Here is a 17,873-nt window from a genome sequence, read left to right on the forward strand (position 1 = left end):
CCAGGTCACCCGGCTGTCCGAGGCGCGAACGCGCTCGGACAGCCGGATTACCCCGGAATCTGGGTTAGTAAGAAGGACTAGCCCTTGGTGATCTCGTTGTACAGCGGCACGGAGTCCCAGCCGAACACGACGTTGTCAACCTGGTCAGACCAGACACCGACGACGTTGGAGTACCACAGCGGAACGGTCGCCAGGTCGCTCAGCATAACTTCCTGTGCAGCCTGGAACTTCTTCGTCGCGTCCTCGACGGTCGGCGCGGTTGCGCCTTCCTTCAGCAGCTGGTCGAACTCGGGGTTGCTGTAACCCTCGTAGTTGCTGCCTGCACCGGTCTGGTACAGCGGGGAGAGGAAGTTGAACAGCGACGGGTAGTCGCCCTGCCATCCGGAGCGCACGGCGCCGGTCAGCTTCTGCTGCTCACGGTCATCGAGCGAAGCGGCGAACGTCGGGTACGGCTTGCCGACGGCCTGGATGCCCAGCGTGTTGACGATGCTGTTTGCCACAGCGTCGACCCAGGCCTGGTGTCCACCATCGGAGTTGTACGAGATGTCGAAGGTGCCGGTGTACGGAGAAATGGCGTCGGCCTCGGCCCACAGCTTCTTCGCTTCGGTCGGGTTGTACTCGAGAACCTCGGCACCCTTGAGCTTGTCAGAGTAGCCAGCGATAACCGGCGACGTGAAGTCGGTTGCCGGGGTACGGGTGCCCTGGAAGATGACCTTCGTGATCTCGTCGCGGTTGATCGACATCGAGATGGCGTGACGACGCAGCTTGCCCTCTTCACCACTGAAGTGCTCGAGGTAGCCCGGGATGTTCATCGCCTGGAAGATAGCGGCCGGCTGGTTGACCGAACGGTCGCCGAACTCTGCCTTGTAGGTCTCGAACGCGGAGTCGGGAACTGCGTCGAGAACGTCGAGGTTCCCGCCCTGTGCGTCGGCGTAGGCCGGGTCCAGGGTGCCGTAGAAGATGATGCTCAGGCCACCGTTTTTGGGCTTGCGCACACCGTCGTACTTCGGGTTCGTGACGAGATCAATCTTCTCGTTGTGGACCCAGGCCTTGTCGGAGGCCAGCATGTACGGGCCGTTACCGATCGGGTTCTCGCCGAACGCCTTCATGTCGGCGAGGCCGGCCTTCGGGAGCGGCATGAACGCCGAGTAGCCGAGGCGCAGCGGCCAGTCAGCTTCAGGGGCGAGGAGGTCAACCGTGAAGGTCGTGTCGTCGACAACCTTGAGGCCGGTCAGTGCAGAGTCAGCTTCACCTGAGTAGCCGACGATGTTGTCGAAGAAGTACGAAGCGCCCTGGGCGTTGCTGGCCAGTGCTGCGTAGTTCCACGCGTCAACGAACGAGTTCGCGTCGACGGGCTCGTCGTTGGTGAAGGTCTGGCCTTCTTTGAGCGTGACGGTCCAGTGCTGGGCGTCATCGGACTCGATCGACTTTGCGACATCGTTGACGATCTCGCCCTTGCCGTTGTAAGCCACCAGTCCGGCGAAGATCGACGTGACGATCTTGCCGCCACCCGTCTCAGTGGTGTTGGCGGGGAGCAGCGGGTTCTGCGGCTCCGAACCGTTGGTGGTCACGATAGCGGTGGCGTCACCGGCAGATGCCGGCTTCTTCTCGCCGCTGGCGCAACCGGTGAGCGCGAGCGCTCCCGCCGTGGCCAGAGCGATGGCGACAATGCCAAGTCTCCTGTTTTTCAATGTTCCTCCAGTGCAAAAGTATGCGTGGGAGCGTCGCTTGTGGCTTCGCTTCCACGCTTGATAGTTCCAGACCCTCAGTGAGGGCGACCCAGATGAGGGCGACCTCAACGAGGGCGACCTAATAAGGGGGATGGTTAATGACCCTAAAGAGAGGCGCGCCGATTTCCAAACTCTGAGGGAAGTTGTTATCGACAGAGGGCGTTTTTGCAGCTTTTGTGCAGCCAATCCGCCAATTCCGCGATCCGCTGCGTACAAACGCAACCAAATGCAGTAAGAGACCGGTCACTGAACGCACGTTCGGTCAGCGGGGATGCAAAGATGACCACGGCTTCTCACTGGGCGGGCGCGTTGATAGCTTCTGAGCATGGAACTCGCCGCACCCACCTCGCTCGGGCCGGGGCGCCTGACCGTCGACGTCGCATCCGATGCCCGAGCCGTGCTGTGGCTGGGCCATGGTGCCGGCGGCGGAATCGGCTCCCGTGACCTCGTCGCTCTCGCTGCCGAACTCCCCCGGCACGGCATCACCGTTGTGCGACACGAGCAGCCGTGGCGGGTCGCCGGTAAGAAGGTGGCACCGCGCCCGGCCGCGCTCGATACCGCCTGGCTCGAGACCGCCCCGCTCGTGGTCGACCTCGCCGGTCGACTCCCGCTGGTCACCGGTGGACGCAGTGCCGGTGCCCGCGTCGCCTGTCGAACAGCGGATGCTGTGAACGCGGCCGCCATCGTCTGTCTCTCGTTCCCGCTCCATCCGCCCGGCAAGCCTGAGAGCTCCCGTCTGCACGAGTTGCTCCAGCCGACCGTGCCGGTGCTGGTCGTACAAGGCGAGCGGGACACGTTCGGCAGTGCGGCGGTCGTGTCTTCTGAAACTGCCGATCGGGCGGGCATCCGCGTGGTGGCCGTGCCCGGAGCCGATCACTCCCTGGCCGTGTTGAAGTCGTCGCCCCTCGATGCCGACGCGGTGACGGCACTGGTGGTCGAGTCGGTACTCGGGTTTCTTCAATCGGTAAGGTGATCGCGGTTCGGGCGTCGGAGATGCGAAACTGACCTTCGTGACCAACACGCTCGAACTCAATAGGACCCGGCTTCGCGTCGAAGTGATCATCGTGCTCGGGCTGTCGCTCGGGGCATCCGCGGTGTATTCGATCGTCTCGATCATCGCGAGGCTGACCGCCCCGATCCCGTTGTCGGAGCAGTCGGCCACGCTCAATGCCTCGCAGTCGCCCCGCGAGTGGCTCGACTTCACGTATCAATTCCTGGCGATCTTCTTCGATCTGTTCGGCGTCGCGCTGGTGCTCTACTTGCTCTGGCTGCCCGGAAAGAGCGCATTCCGTCGGATCGGTTTCGACTTCACCCAGCCGGGGAAAGATCTGCTCAGCGGGCTGAGCCTGCTGCTTGTGATCGGCATCCCGGGTCTCGCGCTCTATCTCGCCGGCCGGGCACTCGGCTTCACCGTCGCTGTCGTGCCGGCTCCGCTCGACACGTTCTGGTGGACGATTCCGATTCTGATCTTTTCCGCCCTGCGCTCGGCGCTGACCGAGGAGCTGATCGTGGTGGGCTATCTGTTCACCCGGCTGAAAGAGTTGGGCTGGTCGAAGTGGACGATCATCCTGTCGTCGGCGACGCTGCGTGGCAGCTATCACCTCTACCAGGGCATCGGTCCGTTCTTCGGAAACGTCGCGATGGGCGTCGTGTTCGGTTGGTTCTACACCCGGTGGGGACGCACGATGCCGCTCGTGATCGCGCACTGGATCATCGACATCGTCTCGTTCGTCGGCTATCCGCTGGCGTTGCTCTGGTGGCCGGACCTTCTGGCCCCCGCCCCGCCCCCGACCCCATCTCCGTCCCCCACCAACTAGTTCCCCCGATTCCAAACTTCCCGAGCTTTCCAAGCTTCCCCTTAACGCGAAACCGCAGTTGTGGTCGCTATTCCTCGCGGAAAGCGACCACAACTGCGGTCTCGCGGAACCCCACACAGGGGGCTCGCTCAGTGAGAAGCTCGGGTTTACTCGAACGCCTCCGGCGGCGGGCACGCGCAAACCAGGTTGCGGTCACCGTAGGCCTGGTCGATGCGACGCACCGGCGGCCAGTACTTGTTACGCACCAGGGTGTGCACCGGGTAGACGGCGACGGCCCGCTCGTACGGGTGCTCCCACTCCCCCTCGATCACAGACTGCGCGGTGTGCGGCGCGTTGTGCAACGGGTTGTCGTCGGCCGGCCAGACTCCGGCAGCAACAGCATCCGCTTCGGCCTTGATCGCGATCATCGCGTCGATGAAACGGTCGATCTCGCCGAGGTCTTCGCTCTCGGTCGGCTCGACCATCAGGGTTCCGGCGACCGGGAAGCTCATGGTCGGCGAGTGGAAGCCGTAGTCGATGAGGCGCTTGGCCACATCGTCGACGGTCACGCCGGTGGCTTCGGTCAGCGGGCGCACATCGAGAATGCACTCGTGTGCGACCAGACCGTTGTCACCGGAGTAGAGCACCGGGAAGTGACCCTCGAGGCGCTTGGCCACGTAGTTGGCGGCGAGAACTGCGGCGCCGGTGGCCTGCTTGAGACCCTCGGCACCCATCATGCGCACGTAGGCCCACGAGATCGGCAGGATGCTCGGGCTGCCGTAGGGCGCGGCCGAAACCGGTCCGCCACGGTGCTCGATCGTGGTAGCCGAGGCATCCGCAACGGCATCTGACGATCCCGCGACCAGGTAGTGGTCGGTGCTCTGCGCGAGCGGGTGCCCGGGCAGGAACGGAGCCAGGTGCGCCTTGGCTGCGACCGGACCGACACCGGGACCGCCGCCGCCGTGCGGGATGCAGAACGTTTTGTGCAGGTTGAGGTGCGAGACGTCGCCGCCGAAGTCGCCGAACCGGGCGAAGCCGAGCAGGGCGTTGAGGTTGGCGCCGTCGACGTAGACCTGGCCGCCGGCCGCGTGAACCGCGTCGGTGATCGAGGTGACCTCGTGCTCGTAGACGCCGTGCGTCGACGGGTAGGTGATCATCAGCGCGGCGAGGTGCTCGGCGTGCTCGGCGATTTTCGCGCGCAGGTCGGTGAGGTCGACGTTGCCGAGCTCATCGCAGGCCACGACGACGACCTTCATGCCGGCCAGCACGGCGGAGGCCGCGTTGGTGCCGTGTGCGCTCGACGGAATCAGGCAGACGGTGCGCTCGGTGTCACCGTTCGAGAGGTGGAAGCCGCGGATGGCCAGGAGGCCAGCGAGCTCGCCCTGGCTGCCGGCGTTCGGCTGCAGCGAGACCGAGTGGTATCCGGTGACGTCGGTGAGCCACGTTTCGAGCTGGTTGACCAGCTCGAGGTAGCCCTCGACGTCGGCGCGCGGCGCGAACGGGTGAACCCCGGCGAACTCGGGCCAGGTGACGGCTTCCATCTCGGTGGCCGCGTTGAGCTTCATGGTGCAGGAGCCCAGTGGGATCATGCCGCGGTCGAGTGCGTAGTCGTAGTCGGCGAGGCGCTTGAGGTAGCGCATCATGCTCGTCTCCGAGCGGTGCGTGTTGAACACCGCGTGCGTGAGGTACTCGCTCGTGCGGGCGAGCTCGGCCGGGAGCCCAGAGACGACGGCGGTGAGCTCGACGTGACCGAAGGCATCCCGGGCGCCGAATGCGCCGAGAACTGCGGTCAGGTCGGCCGCGGTCGTGGTCTCGTCGACGGCAATGCTGATCGTGTCGGCGTCGACCTGGTGCAGGTTGACCCCCGACTCGGCCGCGCGGGCGACGATTTCGGCGGCACGGCCGGCGACCGTGACGCGGACGGTGTCGAAGAAGGTGTCGTTGACGACGGTCACACCCGCGGCACCGAGAGCGGCGACCAGCTGGCCGGCTCGCTCGTTCACGCGCTCGGCGATCGCCTTGAGGCCGGACGGGCCGTGGTAGACGGCGTACATGCCGGCCATGACGGCCAGCAGAACCTGGGCGGTGCAGATGTTCGAGGTGGCCTTGTCACGACGGATGTGCTGCTCGCGCACCTGCAGCGACAGGCGGTAGGCGGGGTGGCCGGCTGCGTCGACGCTCACACCGACGAGACGACCCGGAAGCTGACGCTCCAAGCCCTTGCGCACGGCCATGTAGCCGGCGTGCGGGCCGCCGAAGCCCATCGGCACACCGAAACGCTGGCTGGTGCCGACGGCGACGTCCGCGCCCAGTTCACCGGGCGAGGTGATGAGGGTGAGGGCGAGCAGGTCGGCGGCGACGACGGCGAGGGCGCCCTGCGCCTTCGATGCGGCGATGATGCCGGCCGGGTTCCAGACGCGACCAGACGCGCCGGGGTACTGCACGAAGATGCCGAAGTGGTCGCCGAGGCTTTCAGCAGTGGTCGACTCATCGAGCGCGACCTCGACGAGTTCGATGCCGACGGCATCCGCCCGGTTGGCCAGCAGAGCCTTGGTCTGCGGCAGCGCGTCGGCGTCGACGATGAAACGGTGGGTCGCCGACTTCGAGGCACGGCGCGTGAGCAACATGCCCTCGACGACGGCGGTCGACTCGTCGAGCATCGACGCGTTGGCCGTGGTCAGGCCGGTCAGGTCGGCGATCATCGTCTGGAAGTTGATGAGCGCTTCCAGGCGTCCCTGCGAGATCTCGGGCTGGTACGGCGTGTAGGCCGTGTACCAGCTCGGGTTCTCGAGCACATTGCGCTTGATCACGGCGGGGGTGATCGTGTCGTAGTAGCCGAGACCGATCATCGAACGCTTGACCGTGTTGCGGCCGGCCAGAGCGCGGAGCTCCGTGATGGCCTCCCGTTCCGTGGCGGCGGGAGGCAACGTGCTGTCGCCCTCCGCGCGGAAGGCGTCGACGTGAATCGACGCCGGCACTGCCGCGTTGACGAGCGACTCAACCGAGTCGTAGCCGAGCGTGGCAAGCATGTGTGACTGGGCGGCGGCATCCGTGCCGATGTGCCGTCCGGCGAATTCTGCGGGTGAGAATTCCGGAGTGGAAGGAGCCTGTGACATTGAGTGAAAACCTGCGCGTTCTGGTTGGCCGGTGGTGTCTATGTGCGGGGTGGGAGGGGAGATTACTCGCCGACGAGGGCGGTGTACTCGTCGTAGCTGAGCAGGGTCGGCAGTTCGGTGAAGGAGACCTTGATCAACCAGCCGTCGCCGAACGGGTCGCTGTTGACCAGCTCGGGGCTGTCGACGACGGCGTCGTTGATTTCGGTGACGGTGCCGTTGACCGGAGCGAAGAGCTCGCCGACCGACTTGGTCGACTCGATCTCGCCGACGACGGTGCCGGATGCGACGGCGGAGCCGACCGCAGGAAGTTCGACGAACACGACGTCGCCGAGCTTCTCAGCCGCGTAGGCGGTGATGCCCACGGTCGCGACGTCGCCTGAGATGTCGAGCCATTCGTGCTCTGCGGTGTACTTGAGTTCAGTCTTGTCGGCCATGGGGTGTCCTCTCGGAGGGGTGAATGGTGGAGTGTTTGTGATGCTGGGCATTTCTGCCGCTGATGCTACTTCTGACGCTTGTAGAACGGGAGCTGCGTGACAGTGGCGGGAATGCGGGTTCCGCGCACGTCAACGTAAACCTGGGTGCCCTGGCCGGCAAGCGACGGTGCGACGTAGGCCATGGCAATCGGATGTCCGAGGGTCGGGGACAGGGCGCCGCTCGTGATCACTCCGGCCGGCTCGGTCGACTCGGCACTGGCGAAGATCGCATAGTCGGCACGGCCGGCACGCTTGCCCTCGGCCACGAGGCCGACCAACACGCGGGCGTCGGCGCTCGGGCCTTCCTCGCTCGCGGCACGACCGATGAAGTCGGTCTCCTTGGCGAGGTTGACGACGCGGCCGAGACCCGCCTGGGCCGGGAACGTCTTGGTGCCCAGTTCGTGACCGTAGAGCGGCATGCCGGCTTCGAGGCGCAGCGTGTCGCGGCTGGCGAGTCCGGCCGGAACCAGGCCGTGAGCCTCACCGGCTGCGGCGAGCGCCTCCCAGAGCGCGAGGGCGTGAGGCACGTCGATGTAAAGCTCGAAGCCGTCCTCGCCGGTGTAGCCGGTGCGGGCGATGAGCACGGGAATGCCGTTGAACGCGCCGCGCATCGCCCGGTAGTACTTGAGCGGCTCAAGGTCACCGTCGACGGTGAAGCCGGCGGTGGCCTGCAGGATGGCCAGCGCGTTCGGGCCCTGCACCGCGATCAGGGCGACATCGTCGCTCGTGTCGGTGACGGTCACGTCAAAGCGGGCGGCGCGGGCGGTGAACGCCTCGACGGCGGGGAATCGGTTGCCGGCGTTGGCGACGACGAGGTAGCTGATCTCCCCCGTGCGGTACACGACGACGTCGTCGATGATGCCGCCGGCCTCGTTCAGCAGCAGGCTGTACTTGGCCTGGAGCAGGTCGATGGCCGAGAGCTTGCCGGCCAGTGCGAAGTCGAGGTAGGCACCGGCATCCGGCCCTGAGACCTCGATCTCGGCCATGTGCGACAGGTCGAACAGCCCGGCTGCGGAGCGCACGGCATGGTGCTCGGCGAGATCGCTCGAGTAACGCACCGGCATCTGCCAACCGGCGAAGTCGGTGAAGCTGGCACCGGCGTCGACGTGAGCCTGGTGCAGCGGGGAGAAGCGTTCTTCGGGCTGGTTTTCTGATGCAGAGGTCATGAGTTCTCCGGTCGTCACCACCCAGGAGGATGGCAAGAGTCGCGGGGTTCGATTGAACCCCGTGGGAACTCCCCCTCTGTCGTCAGGCCTGAGAGCTTCGTCGCAGCTCTCGTGAGAGGGCTGGACTTTCACCTTGGGCGGGACAGGCGCCGAGCGGATCAGGCTGTCGATGATCTCGACAGGCTCGATCCGAACTCGCTTCGCTCGTCCGCTTTTCAGAGTGGCCAGTTCGATGCGGTACGCGTACCTGAGAGATTGTCGGGGAGGATTGCTCCTTCGGTGTTCGCTCGTCTTGCGACGTCGAATTCTCCCGCATCGACCGTGATGGCCAGTTGTTAAGTTATGGGCATTGCTCGTCGCGGAGGTGCGAAAAACACTGCGATCACAGCCTAGCGGCAGATTCGGGGCTCGCACCCAAACGGTGAGCCGGTTGTCAGGCCAGCCGAGCGGCGACGGCGAATCATGTGCTGTGTTCACAGTGAGTCTTCAGCGACTTCATGGTGCGCTCGCTTTCGGCGGCAGCCATTCGCAGCAGGATCGGCTGCACCATGCGGAGCATCCCGTGGGTCGTCAGCTCACCGACCCGGGTGAGGTGTGTGCCTGTTTCAGCGGCGTCCAGGTCGTAGCGGATGAGCGCATCCAGGCTGCCGGACGGCTTGCTCTGGTGAAATTGCAGCGCGTGATCGGGCACGTCTTCAACGAGTTCGCCGCGCATTCGACCGACCATGGTCGAGTCTTCATAGGTGAGTGTTGCTCCCGCCTGGGGCGTTGGCATCTTCGTGCCGCGGTACACCGTTGAGTGCCTGAGCCAGGTCGGGTAGGCGTCGAGAGTTCGGAGGGCCGAATAGACCTGCTCGGTCGACGCGTCGATATCGATGGTGTTCATGATCCGGACCATGCCACCGGTTTACACCTTGCCATGCGTCGGATCCACCCCGCGCCAGACAAGTGTGGCGACAAGGATCGTGCAAGACGGGCGAATGATTTGACGGCGACGATGTCGACGCACTCACGATGTCGATCCTCTGGTCCGAGAGCCTTGAATCGGACAGTCAGGACGAGAACTATCGAGTGCCAGGATTGCTTCGTCGATAACTGCTGGCCGTGAGACCGATGGTGTCGCGGAATTCGTTCGCGAGGTGCGCGTGGTCAGCGTATCCGAGTTCCGCCGCGATGGCGGCGACGGATATGCGGGGTTCGGTGCGGAGCAGTTCCGCAGCCTCTTGGAGTCGACGTCGTCGGATCAAGGTGAGGGGTGGGAGTCCGAAATAGCGCTCGGCCAGTCGTTGCACTGTTCGCACTGACATGCTGAGTCGTTCGGCCACGTGTTCGACGCGGGTGATCGAAGGATCGCTGTCAATGAGGTCCGCCAGGGCGTTGGCCATGGTGCCCTCGGGTGTTGGCGCGCCAATGTTATCGACGACCCAAGCGCTGAAGGCAGAAACGGCCTGACCACGACGTGACTCACCATCGCGGTCAGCGGTCATAGCTGTGGTGACCGCCGCGCGCAGATCTGGTGCGTTGAACTCTGTAGAGGAGTCACGCACCTCACTCGGTCTTGCAACGAAGTGGGGCACGGCGGCGGGGCGCAGTAGCGCGCCAACTGCCCATCCTCGGCCCTCAAGGTCTCGAAACGATCGCCGTGTCGAAGGGCCGGAGAATCCGACGAATTCCGGATCAACAACCAGGTTGCAGGCTGGAAACGGGAGAAGCTCTTGCCGTGAAACTCGACCCGGCGCGATGTCCCATTCAGGGATCCAGAACCAACGCACCAATCCCGAAATTCCTACGGGCGCGGGAAGTCGGTGCAGCGTCGGCAGCCGTGCCGGGTAGAGAGTCCCGCGCCATTCATTCTTCACACTGACCCCCTACATGTCACGCTGAAACTGTCGTGAATCATCAAGCGAAGCTTTTCATCGGCTTCTAGATTGAAGTCATGACTGAACACACCATCCACACCGTAGCCGCGCACGGCAAGCACACCACCCACGGCGTCCCGAATGGATCATCCAGCTTGACACCGTTCTTGACTCTCGCTCGGGCCAAAGAAGCGGTCGAGTTCTACCGCGACGTGTTCGGAGCGCGGGTGGTGGACGTTGTTGAAATGGGCGGCGTCGTCGTCCACGCCGAACTCGATTTCGGTCACGGGCGATTGCAGCTTGGCGAACCAAACGCCGTCTACGGTTTGGTGCCTGCTCCCGCCGGTGATGGCGACTGCTACTCCCTTGGCCTGTACCGCGAGGATGTAGATGCCGTGGTGCGACGAGCGGAAGCCGCCGGCGCACTCATCCGTGAGCCGCTGAGCACATTCGTGTCCGGAGACCGGTTCGCGAGTATCCGTGATCCTTTTGGAGTCCGTTGGTCGATCATGACACGGGTTGAAGACGTCTCCGAGGAAGAGAGCGCACGCCGCGTCTCAGCATGGGCAGAGACTCAAACCCCGCCGGACAACTGATCAGGCAGGCTAGATGACGCGGGTGGCTCGCTTAGCCGAATCGTGTTCGCGCCGCTGGATTTCGGCGGCCCGCCTGAGCAGTCGATCGTGCTGCTCGCGACTGATGGATGCCCGGTCGGCCCGCCGGCGCGCCCAGTCGAGCATCGCGAGGCTCAGCGTGACGACGAAACGGTCGAGGAACCGAGGTTGAGGGTCGATGAACCGATACTGAGTCGGAGTGACTGATGCGGTCATGGTGGTCACACACTCTCCTCCCCGTCAACAACGGGGAACGCGTTGAAGTGAATCTGCACGGGGCGCAGGTGCGGGCCGGTCTGGCCGCGATACTGATCGATGTGCGCTTCGACGAAGCGGTCCCACTGCTGTGAGATTTCCTTGAGTTGCTCAGTCGTCAATTTGAGACTGACCGTGGACACCACGCTGCCGGCCAACCACTCGGGAGGCAGCACTTCCAAGCCCCGATCCTGAAAATCGCTGAGCAGGCCTGAACGGCTTCGTTCGAACTCGCGCACCACAGTCCTGGTGACGGCCCGGTTCGCTGGGGTGTCGAAGAGCTCCGACGCGTCGAGATTGATCGCCCCCGGCATACGAGCCCACCAGCGCTCGCGACCGGTGCCCTTGCCCGCGACCTCCCGCACGAATCCATGGCGCTCGAGTTGACGCAGGTGGTAGCTGGTCGACCCGCTCGACTCCCCCAGTCGCTCGGCGAGGCCACTGGCAGTGAAATCACCGTAGGTCGACAACGTGTCGAGAATCTTCACCCGGAGGGGGTGCGCCAGTGCTTTCAGGCTCTCCATGTCCAGCTGACGACTGGCGCGTATCTCAGGCTGAGTGTCATTGTCCATAATGCAAAGATAACGTTGCAAAGATTTATTTGCAAGTATTTCTTTGCATCCTGAGAGATCGTCAGCCACCCCTCCCGTTCGCCAGCCCTCCTGGATAGTCTCAGAGCTATGACGGACGCAGGCGCTCCACTCTTGATTCCGGCCGGAACCGTGTTCACGGCATCCGACATCACCTTCTACGCCGACCCCGATGACCGCGACCTCGAGCAGGCGATCGAAGAGGCGGATTTGTTGGTCAGCTGCCCGCACGCGGGCGCGGCGATTCCCGAGGAATTGGCACAGTTTCTGCATCCCGCGTTTACGCGCCGGCTGCAATTCGACTTTTCCGATCATTCGACCAGCGCGATCGTGCGGCGCTGGGCGGAGATCGATCCGCGCATCGTCTACGTTGAAAACCCGCAACCACGGATGATCCGTGACCCCAATCGGGAGAAGCCCGCCGACCTGCGTGCCGCTTTGCGGGAGGCCTTCGCCCGGATCGCGGAGGCCGGAGCGGGCAACCCCGTCGATCTGAGCGGTGTCGACGCGGTGCGGCCCGTCACATTCTCGAACTTTCCACTGCTTCTCCCGCCGGATGACGCGGCCGCCCTGAACCGGCTGGCCGACACATTCACCGAGGTCGCCACTCACGGCGTCGGCATCTACGAGACGACCCGGGATGCCCTGATCGAACGTTTCGTCGAGATCAAACTCGAACGGGCTCGCGGCGGTGACACTCCGCACAGCTTCAGCACGCTGTCGTTCCACGACACCATGAACCACACGACGACACCCGATGGCGCGGTGGACGTTCCGCGCGACGAGGCCGACCGATTGCCGTCGGTTGTCGCGTTGTCGAACCGGGGTGACGCCGACGGCGAGCCGCGTGGTGAGCCGCGTGGTGAGTCGCGTGGTGAGTCGCGTGGTGAGCCACGCGGCGACGACCCGCTGACCATGCGTCCCGATCTGATGCGCAGCCTCGCCGCTGCGCACCGAATCGGTTTCGCCGTCGACTCCCCCGAGGCAGTGGCGCTCAACAAGCCGTACCTCGGTGGATTCGAGATCATCCGGGCCGGCGCTCGCTTTCGCGAACTCGCCCCGGTGGCGGATGCCGCCGGCCTCGTGCTCAGCGCCGTGCAGGCCGAGTTTCGGCGGGAGTACCTGCTCGGCCGCGCCAACACCCGGGCGATCATGCAGCCGGGAACCGGATGGGTAGAGCCGGATCCGCAGCGCGTAGACCGGATCGCGCAGGCATGCAAGGCGTCGTGGGATCGGTACCGTGCAGCGACGCGGACGACGGCATCTGCTTCTTCGCCCCATTCACCCCGCCGAGTTTGAGCGCTGCGGTCGAGTTTCCCCGGTCTGCCAGGCAAACTCGACCGCACGTGTCAAGGTCGGCGAACAGAGTCGGCGAGGATTGATCGTGTGAGCAATGCGAAATCGATGAATGTCAGCGGCGATTTCTGGGCGACCGGTGCGGGAGTTCCCGCTGATCTCGTCGCGGTGAAAACGCTGGTCTACGACCCGTGCGGGTTCGTCTGCGGTGGTCCGAACGTCGAGGACGACAACGCGCAGTATGGCTCGGTCACTTTTCAGCTCGACGGCCTCGACGTCCTGTCGCGAGTCGCGAAGCTCACTCCGACCAAGAATGGTCTGTTCGTCGCGGTCTGGAAGCGCGGGGCCGATGGCGCCACGCATCCGTTCGACAGCGCAGACCACTGTGACGTGCTCGTCATCTCGGTGCGCGAGGGCGATCGTTTCGGGCAGTTCGTGTTTTCACGCGAGACGCTGCGCGAGCGCGGGGTCATGTCGGTCGGCGGGGTCGGGGGCAAGCGCGGTTTTCGGGTGTACCCGAGCTGGGTCGCCACGACGAGCCGTCAGGCCGCTGCCACCCAGAGGTGGCAAACCGAGTCGTTTCTACTGATCGATGACGGGGGTGCCGTCGACGTCGCACGCGCGCGGGAGCTCTACAACTCACGCGCCTGAGGCGAGACGCCCTGACCGACGACGAGACTAGGCCCAGCCGAGCTCGCGGAGTTTCGCGTCGTTCAGCCCGTAGTAGTGGCCGATCTCGTGCACGAGGGTGATACGCACGCGTTGGCGCAGCTGCTCGAGGGTGTCGCTGTGCTCCTGGATGTTGTTCTTGTAGAGCGTGATGCGGTCGGGCAACTCACCGTAGCCGTACATTCCCCGGTTCGTGAGCGGATGCCCGGTGTACAGCCCGAAGAGTCGTGGCCGTTCGCCGATCGGCTGGTTTTCCACCAGGATTGCCACGTTCTCGAGTTCGCCGACCATGTCGTCGGGGATGGCGTCGTATTCTTCGACGACCATTTTTTCGAACTCTTCGTCCGAGATTTCGATCATGCGCACATCCTGCCACTTCGGTGGTCGAGGAGCGAGCGGCCGCGACGGCCTCCTCAACCGAACGAACACTCGGCCTGAGACGCGTAGCCTAGAGGGGGCCGCGATTCGCGCGGACCACAAGAAAGGCTCTCCGTGAACATCACCCTGCTTCGGAACTTCGTCGCAGTCGCCGAGGAGTTGCACTTTCCGCGCGCGGCCGACAAGCTCAACATTCCCCTCGCCTCGCTCTACTCGTCGATCGAGAAACTCGAAACCGAGGTCGGGCATCCGCTCTTCACCCGCGACGACAACGGAACCCGATTGACCAAGATCGGCAACCTCTTTCTCGCCGAAGCGAAGGAGGAGCTCGCCGCTGCGCCCGCCCCGGCGAAGAAGCAGGTCGTTCCGGCCGGCGGCAAGGCCAAGGCCTCGAAGGGCAAGGGTCGCACTCCCGCCGTGAAGGGCCAGCCGAAGCCGTTCAAGAAGCGCCAGGGGCGCTAGGCTCCGTCAGCCTCCGGGCTACAGCTCGCTCACCTGGCCGGCCTCGACCCGCCAGTGCCGGTCGGTTTGAACCGTGGCAAGCATCCGTCGGTCGTGGGTGACCAGCAGCAGCGTGCCGTCGTAGGACTCCAGTGCCTGCTCGAGTTGTTCGATCGCCGCCAGGTCGAGGTGGTTCGTCGGCTCGTCGAGCACGAGCAGGTTGATGCCGCGCGCCTGTAGCAGGGCCAGTCCGGCGCGGGTGCGCTCCCCCGGCGACAGCTCGTCGACCGGGCGGTTCACGTGATCGGCCTTCAGGCCGAACTTCGCCAGCAACGTGCGCACTTCGCCCGACGCCAAGTCGGGAACGAGTTCTTCGAAGCTCACCGCGAGCGGCTGGGAGCCGGCGAGCAGCGAGCGGGCCTGGTCGATTTCGCCGATCTTCACGCTGGCGCCGAGGCTTGCGGTGCCCTCGTCCGGCTGCTGCTGGCCGAGCAGTGCCCGCAGCAGGGTCGACTTTCCGGCACCGTTCGGGCCGGTGATTCCGATCCGCTCCCCCGCGTTCACCTGCACGGAGACCGGGCCGAGCGTGAAGGAGCCCTGCCGGAAGACGGCATTGCTGAGCGTCGACACGACCGAGCTCGAGCGGGGCGCTGAACCGATGGTGAACTCGAGCTGCCACTCTTTGCGGGGTTCCTCGACCTCGTCGAGACGGGCGATCCGGCTCTCCATCTGGCGCACCTTCTGGGCCTGCTTCTCGCTCGACTCGACGGATGCCTTGCGCCTGATTTTGTCGTTGTCCGGCGCTTTCTTCATGGCGTTGCGCACGCCTTGGCTCGACCATTCGCGCTGGGTTCGCGCCCGCGAAACGAGGTCGGCCTTCTTGTCGGCGAACTCGTCATACTTCTCGCGCTGGTGCCGACGGTTCGTCGCTCGCTCCTCGAGGTAGGAGTCGTAGCCGCCGCCGAACACGCGATTGGCGCCCTGCGCGATATCGAGTTCCAGCACTCGGCTCACGCAGCGCGCCAGAAACTCACGGTCGTGACTGACGAGCACGACGCCGCCGCGGAGACCGCGCACGAAAGTCTCGAGTCGTTCGAGGCCGTCGAGGTCGAGGTCGTTGGTGGGCTCGTCGAGCAGCACGATGTCGAAACGGGACAGCAGAAGGGCGGCCAGCCCGACGCGCGCCGCCTGGCCGCCGGAGAGGGAGGTCATCAGGGCGTTTTCGGCGATGTCGGTGCCGAGCTCGAGTCCGAGGTCGGCAAGTACGACCGGGAGGCGTTCGTCGAGGTCGGCCGCGCCGCTCGCGAGCCAGCGGTCGAGAGCGGACGAGTAGACATCCGCGGGGTCGGCGCCCTCCGCAGCCAGTGAGGGATCGCCGAGGGCTGCCGCCGCGGCATCCATGTCACGGGTCGCTTCGGCGCACCCGGTGCGACGGGCCACATAGTCGGCGATCGTCTCGCCGGCGACGCGTTCGTGCTCCTGAGGCAACCACCCGACGAAGGCATCGGCGGGAGACAGCGTGATGGTGCCGGCCTGCGGCTCGTCGATGCCGGCGAGCAGTCGGAGCAGCGTGGATTTTCCGGCGCCGTTCGCGCCGACGACTCCGACGACGTCGCCCGGGGCGACGGTGAGATCAAGCGAATCGAAGAGGGTGCGGTGGCCGTACCCGCCGGCCAGGCCTTGGGCCACGAGTGTTGCGGTCATTGTTCAATCTTGTCATTGGTGGCGACCGGTTTGATTCGGGATGGCGCGGCGCGGGCCGCTGAGTGGCGGCGGGCGGTCGGCCCGAGCACCGGCTGGCCCGGTCAGTTCTTACCCGGCCGGGCGCGCACGTGCATCCGTTCGCCCTGGCGACCGAACAGGCTCAGAAACTCGACGCCCTCGGCGTCGGCGCGCCCGAACCAGTGCGGGGTGCGGGTGTCGAACTCGGCTGCCTCGCCGGCGGGGAGAACGAAGTCGAGCTCGCCGAGGACGAGCCGAAGCCGGCCCCGCAACACGTACATCCACTCGTAGCCTTCGTGCACCTGCGTGACGACGTTGGTCTCCGGCGCCCCGGCGGGAATCACGGTCTTGAACGCCTGGAGCCCACCTGCTCCACGGCTGAGCGGCAGAATTGTGCGGCCTTTGCGTGAGATCGGACGGATGTGGATGCGGGGGTCGCCGGTTGCCGGCGCGCCGACCAGTTCATCGAGCGGAACACCGTGTGCCCGGGCGAGCGGCAGGAGCAGTTCGAGATTCGGGCGCCGCTGCCCGGATTCGAGTCGCGAGAGGGTGCTGACGGAGATTCCGGTGGCGGTGGAGAGATCGGCCAGCGTCTCGTGGCGGGCAATGCGCAGCGCCTTCAGCCGAGGCCCGACAGCGGTGAGCACTTCTTCGGTCGAATCATCCATGCAGCCATTTTGCCAGATCGGCAACAGAACTTGCCACCCATGCCGAACCGGCCGACGATGAATGAGGAGGTCACAATGACGAACAGCACACAAGAACCGGGCACGCAGGAGCAGAAGACTGGCGAATCAACTGGCCAGTACGATGTGGTCATCATCGGCGGAGGGGCCGCCGGGTTGAGCGCGGCGGTGGCGCTGGGGCGCGCCCGTCGGCGGGTCATGGTCATCGACGCGGGCGAACCGCGCAACGCCCCGGCCGCCGGGGTGCACAACTTTCTCACTCGCGACGGCATCGCTCCGACGGAGTTGGTGCGGATCGGCCGGGAGGAGGCACGCAGCTTCGGCGCCGACATCATCTCGGGAACCGCCGCGAGTGCGCGCCGTGACGAAACTGGATTCACCGTCTTTCTTGACGATGGCAGCCGCATCCGTGCGCGCCGCTTGCTGCTCGCCTCGGGGCTCGTCGACGAGCTTCCGGATGTCGTCGGCCTGCGGGAACGCTGGGGCATCGATGTGTTGCACTGCCCGTACTGCCACGGCTGGGAGGTGCGGGACCAGTCGATCGGAATCCTCGCGACGGGCCCGATGGCCATGCACCAGGCGATGATGTTTCGACAGCTGAGCGCGCAGATCACGTTCTTTTCTCACACCGCGCCGGCTCTGACCGCCGAGCAGGTTGAGCAGCTTGCCGCCCGGGGAATCAAGGTGGTCGGCGGCACCGTCGAATCGGTCAGAACGACGGATGGCGCGCTCAGCGCTGCTGTTCTGAGCGACGGCTCGGTGCATCCGATCCAGGCACTGGTCGTGGCGCCAAACTTCACGGCCCGCACGACCGTGGTCGAGAGCCTCGGCCTGGCCGTCAGCGCTGACCCACGTGGGATCGGAACCTTCGTCGAGTCGGATGCGAGAGGCCTGACCCAGATGCCCGGGGTGTGGGTGGCCGGAAATGTGACGGATCTCACCGCCCAGGTTGTCACCGCGGCGTCGGGCGGTTTAGTGGCCGGCGCTGCGATCAATGCCGACCTGATCGCCGAGGAACTGCAGGAAGCGGTGGAGGCGCACCGAAGCCTTCCCGAAGTCCGCTCGGCTAGCTAGCCTTAATG

At 65.2% G+C, this 17,873-nt stretch carries 18 protein-coding genes, 1 pseudogene and 1 riboswitch; of the genes and pseudogenes, 7 read left to right on the forward strand and 12 right to left on the reverse strand.

What is annotated here, in order from left to right:
* Positions 1 to 77: 77 nt before the first annotated feature.
* Positions 78 to 1,691, reverse strand: coding sequence for a peptide ABC transporter substrate-binding protein (locus tag AC1DCF_RS01835; RefSeq protein WP_477209524.1), 1,614 nt, complete (start codon positions 1,689 to 1,691; stop codon positions 78 to 80).
* Between the two features lie 364 nt (positions 1,692 to 2,055).
* On the opposite strand from AC1DCF_RS01835, the gene AC1DCF_RS01840 reads away from it, so the two are divergent.
* A complete protein-coding gene (locus AC1DCF_RS01840; protein WP_477209525.1) occupies positions 2,056 to 2,703 on the forward strand; it encodes an alpha/beta hydrolase family protein in 648 nt (215 codons plus the stop codon).
* Between the two features lie 37 nt (positions 2,704 to 2,740).
* On the forward strand, positions 2,741 to 3,547 hold the full coding sequence (locus tag AC1DCF_RS01845; protein WP_477209526.1) for a CPBP family intramembrane glutamic endopeptidase: 807 nt from the start codon (positions 2,741 to 2,743) through the stop codon (positions 3,545 to 3,547).
* A gap of 146 nt (positions 3,548 to 3,693) precedes the next feature.
* Here the strand turns inward: AC1DCF_RS01845 and gcvP are convergent, their stop codons facing one another.
* The 6 genes and pseudogenes from gcvP to AC1DCF_RS01875 form a co-directional block, all read right to left on the reverse strand.
* On the reverse strand, positions 3,694 to 6,642 hold the full coding sequence (gene gcvP, locus AC1DCF_RS01850; RefSeq protein ID WP_477209527.1) for an aminomethyl-transferring glycine dehydrogenase: 2,949 nt from the start codon (positions 6,640 to 6,642) through the stop codon (positions 3,694 to 3,696).
* A gap of 62 nt (positions 6,643 to 6,704) precedes the next feature.
* The gene (gene gcvH, locus AC1DCF_RS01855) at positions 6,705 to 7,076 is read right to left on the reverse strand and encodes a glycine cleavage system protein GcvH (RefSeq protein ID WP_441791584.1); all 372 of its coding nucleotides are present in this window, start codon (positions 7,074 to 7,076) and stop codon (positions 6,705 to 6,707) included.
* 65 nt (positions 7,077 to 7,141) lie between these two features.
* A complete protein-coding gene (gene gcvT / locus AC1DCF_RS01860; RefSeq protein WP_477209528.1) occupies positions 7,142 to 8,281 on the reverse strand; it encodes a glycine cleavage system aminomethyltransferase GcvT in 1,140 nt (379 codons plus the stop codon).
* Between the two features lie 225 nt (positions 8,282 to 8,506).
* Positions 8,507 to 8,604, reverse strand: a riboswitch (glycine riboswitch).
* Positions 8,605 to 8,741: 137 nt separating this feature from the next.
* Entirely contained in the window at positions 8,742 to 9,167 is a 426-nt protein-coding gene (locus tag AC1DCF_RS01865; RefSeq protein WP_477209529.1) for an SRPBCC family protein, read from the reverse strand.
* A gap of 178 nt (positions 9,168 to 9,345) precedes the next feature.
* The gene (locus tag AC1DCF_RS01870) at positions 9,346 to 9,828 is read right to left on the reverse strand and encodes a helix-turn-helix domain-containing protein (RefSeq protein WP_477209821.1); all 483 of its coding nucleotides are present in this window, start codon (positions 9,826 to 9,828) and stop codon (positions 9,346 to 9,348) included.
* Positions 9,829 to 9,843: 15 nt separating this feature from the next.
* A pseudogene (locus tag AC1DCF_RS01875) lies at positions 9,844 to 10,140 on the reverse strand (DUF6597 domain-containing transcriptional factor); the annotation flags it as partial.
* A 77-nt stretch (positions 10,141 to 10,217) separates the two neighbouring features.
* On the opposite strand from AC1DCF_RS01875, the gene AC1DCF_RS01880 reads away from it, so the two are divergent.
* Positions 10,218 to 10,736 carry a VOC family protein gene (locus tag AC1DCF_RS01880; RefSeq protein WP_441791588.1) on the forward strand — a complete coding sequence of 173 codons (519 nt, stop codon included), beginning with the start codon at positions 10,218 to 10,220 and terminating at the stop codon, positions 10,734 to 10,736.
* Between the two features lie 9 nt (positions 10,737 to 10,745).
* Here AC1DCF_RS01880 and AC1DCF_RS01885 read toward each other — a convergent pair whose 3' ends face one another.
* Positions 10,746 to 10,979: a hypothetical protein gene (locus tag AC1DCF_RS01885; RefSeq protein ID WP_477209530.1), complete on the reverse strand. Its 234-nt coding sequence runs from the start codon at positions 10,977 to 10,979 to the stop codon at positions 10,746 to 10,748.
* Positions 10,976 to 11,581 carry an ArsR/SmtB family transcription factor gene (locus AC1DCF_RS01890; RefSeq protein ID WP_477209531.1) on the reverse strand — a complete coding sequence of 202 codons (606 nt, stop codon included), beginning with the start codon at positions 11,579 to 11,581 and terminating at the stop codon, positions 10,976 to 10,978. Before AC1DCF_RS01890 ends, AC1DCF_RS01885 begins: the two co-directional genes overlap by 4 nt.
* Before the next feature lie 108 nt (positions 11,582 to 11,689).
* On the opposite strand from AC1DCF_RS01890, the gene AC1DCF_RS01895 reads away from it, so the two are divergent.
* Positions 11,690 to 12,898, forward strand: a complete 1,209-nt coding sequence (locus tag AC1DCF_RS01895) for an N-formylglutamate amidohydrolase (RefSeq protein ID WP_477209532.1) — start codon at positions 11,690 to 11,692, stop codon at positions 12,896 to 12,898.
* Between the two features lie 87 nt (positions 12,899 to 12,985).
* Positions 12,986 to 13,546 (forward strand): MepB family protein, encoded by a 561-nt coding sequence (locus AC1DCF_RS01900; protein ID WP_477209533.1) that lies wholly within the window; start codon positions 12,986 to 12,988, stop codon positions 13,544 to 13,546.
* A gap of 27 nt (positions 13,547 to 13,573) precedes the next feature.
* On the opposite strand, the gene AC1DCF_RS01905 is transcribed toward AC1DCF_RS01900, so the two are convergent.
* Positions 13,574 to 13,924, reverse strand: coding sequence for a metallopeptidase family protein (locus AC1DCF_RS01905; protein WP_441791593.1), 351 nt, complete (start codon positions 13,922 to 13,924; stop codon positions 13,574 to 13,576).
* A gap of 132 nt (positions 13,925 to 14,056) precedes the next feature.
* Here AC1DCF_RS01905 and AC1DCF_RS01910 point away from each other — a divergent pair, with 132 nt between their 5' ends.
* Positions 14,057 to 14,404: a helix-turn-helix domain-containing protein gene (locus AC1DCF_RS01910; RefSeq protein WP_441791594.1), complete on the forward strand. Its 348-nt coding sequence runs from the start codon at positions 14,057 to 14,059 to the stop codon at positions 14,402 to 14,404.
* An 18-nt stretch (positions 14,405 to 14,422) separates the two neighbouring features.
* On the opposite strand, the gene AC1DCF_RS01915 is transcribed toward AC1DCF_RS01910, so the two are convergent.
* Both AC1DCF_RS01915 and AC1DCF_RS01920 read right to left on the reverse strand, forming a co-directional pair.
* Positions 14,423 to 16,087 (reverse strand): ABC-F family ATP-binding cassette domain-containing protein, encoded by a 1,665-nt coding sequence (locus AC1DCF_RS01915; RefSeq protein WP_477209534.1) that lies wholly within the window; start codon positions 16,085 to 16,087, stop codon positions 14,423 to 14,425.
* 101 nt (positions 16,088 to 16,188) lie between these two features.
* Positions 16,189 to 16,773, reverse strand: coding sequence for a helix-turn-helix domain-containing protein (locus AC1DCF_RS01920; protein WP_477209535.1), 585 nt, complete (start codon positions 16,771 to 16,773; stop codon positions 16,189 to 16,191).
* Between the two features lie 75 nt (positions 16,774 to 16,848).
* Here AC1DCF_RS01920 and AC1DCF_RS01925 point away from each other — a divergent pair, with 75 nt between their 5' ends.
* Entirely contained in the window at positions 16,849 to 17,865 is a 1,017-nt protein-coding gene (locus tag AC1DCF_RS01925) for an NAD(P)/FAD-dependent oxidoreductase (RefSeq protein WP_477209536.1), read from the forward strand.
* Positions 17,866 to 17,873 lie beyond the last annotated feature (8 nt).

This window comes from Leifsonia sp. 10L418, assembly GCF_056395445.1.

Excerpts from the sequence above, each read along its gene's own strand:
- AC1DCF_RS01905 (WP_441791593.1), bottom strand. The coding sequence starts at position 13,924 with ATGATCGAAATCTCGGACGAAGAGTTCGAAAAAATGGTCGTCGAAGAA.
- AC1DCF_RS01890 (WP_477209531.1), bottom strand. The coding sequence starts at position 11,581 with ATGGACAATGACACTCAGCCTGAGATACGCGCCAGTCGTCAGCTGGAC.
- AC1DCF_RS01880 (WP_441791588.1), top strand. The coding sequence starts at position 10,218 with ATGACTGAACACACCATCCACACCGTAGCCGCGCACGGCAAGCACACC.
- AC1DCF_RS01895 (WP_477209532.1), top strand. The coding sequence starts at position 11,690 with ATGACGGACGCAGGCGCTCCACTCTTGATTCCGGCCGGAACCGTGTTC.
- gcvH (WP_441791584.1), bottom strand. The coding sequence starts at position 7,076 with ATGGCCGACAAGACTGAACTCAAGTACACCGCAGAGCACGAATGGCTC.
- gcvP (WP_477209527.1), bottom strand. The coding sequence starts at position 6,642 with ATGTCACAGGCTCCTTCCACTCCGGAATTCTCACCCGCAGAATTCGCC.
- AC1DCF_RS01915 (WP_477209534.1), bottom strand. The coding sequence starts at position 16,087 with ATGACCGCAACACTCGTGGCCCAAGGCCTGGCCGGCGGGTACGGCCAC.
- AC1DCF_RS01925 (WP_477209536.1), top strand. The coding sequence starts at position 16,849 with ATGACGAACAGCACACAAGAACCGGGCACGCAGGAGCAGAAGACTGGC.
- AC1DCF_RS01865 (WP_477209529.1), bottom strand. The coding sequence starts at position 9,167 with ATGAACACCATCGATATCGACGCGTCGACCGAGCAGGTCTATTCGGCC.
- AC1DCF_RS01920 (WP_477209535.1), bottom strand. The coding sequence starts at position 16,773 with ATGGATGATTCGACCGAAGAAGTGCTCACCGCTGTCGGGCCTCGGCTG.
- AC1DCF_RS01840 (WP_477209525.1), top strand. The coding sequence starts at position 2,056 with ATGGAACTCGCCGCACCCACCTCGCTCGGGCCGGGGCGCCTGACCGTC.
- gcvT (WP_477209528.1), bottom strand. The coding sequence starts at position 8,281 with ATGACCTCTGCATCAGAAAACCAGCCCGAAGAACGCTTCTCCCCGCTG.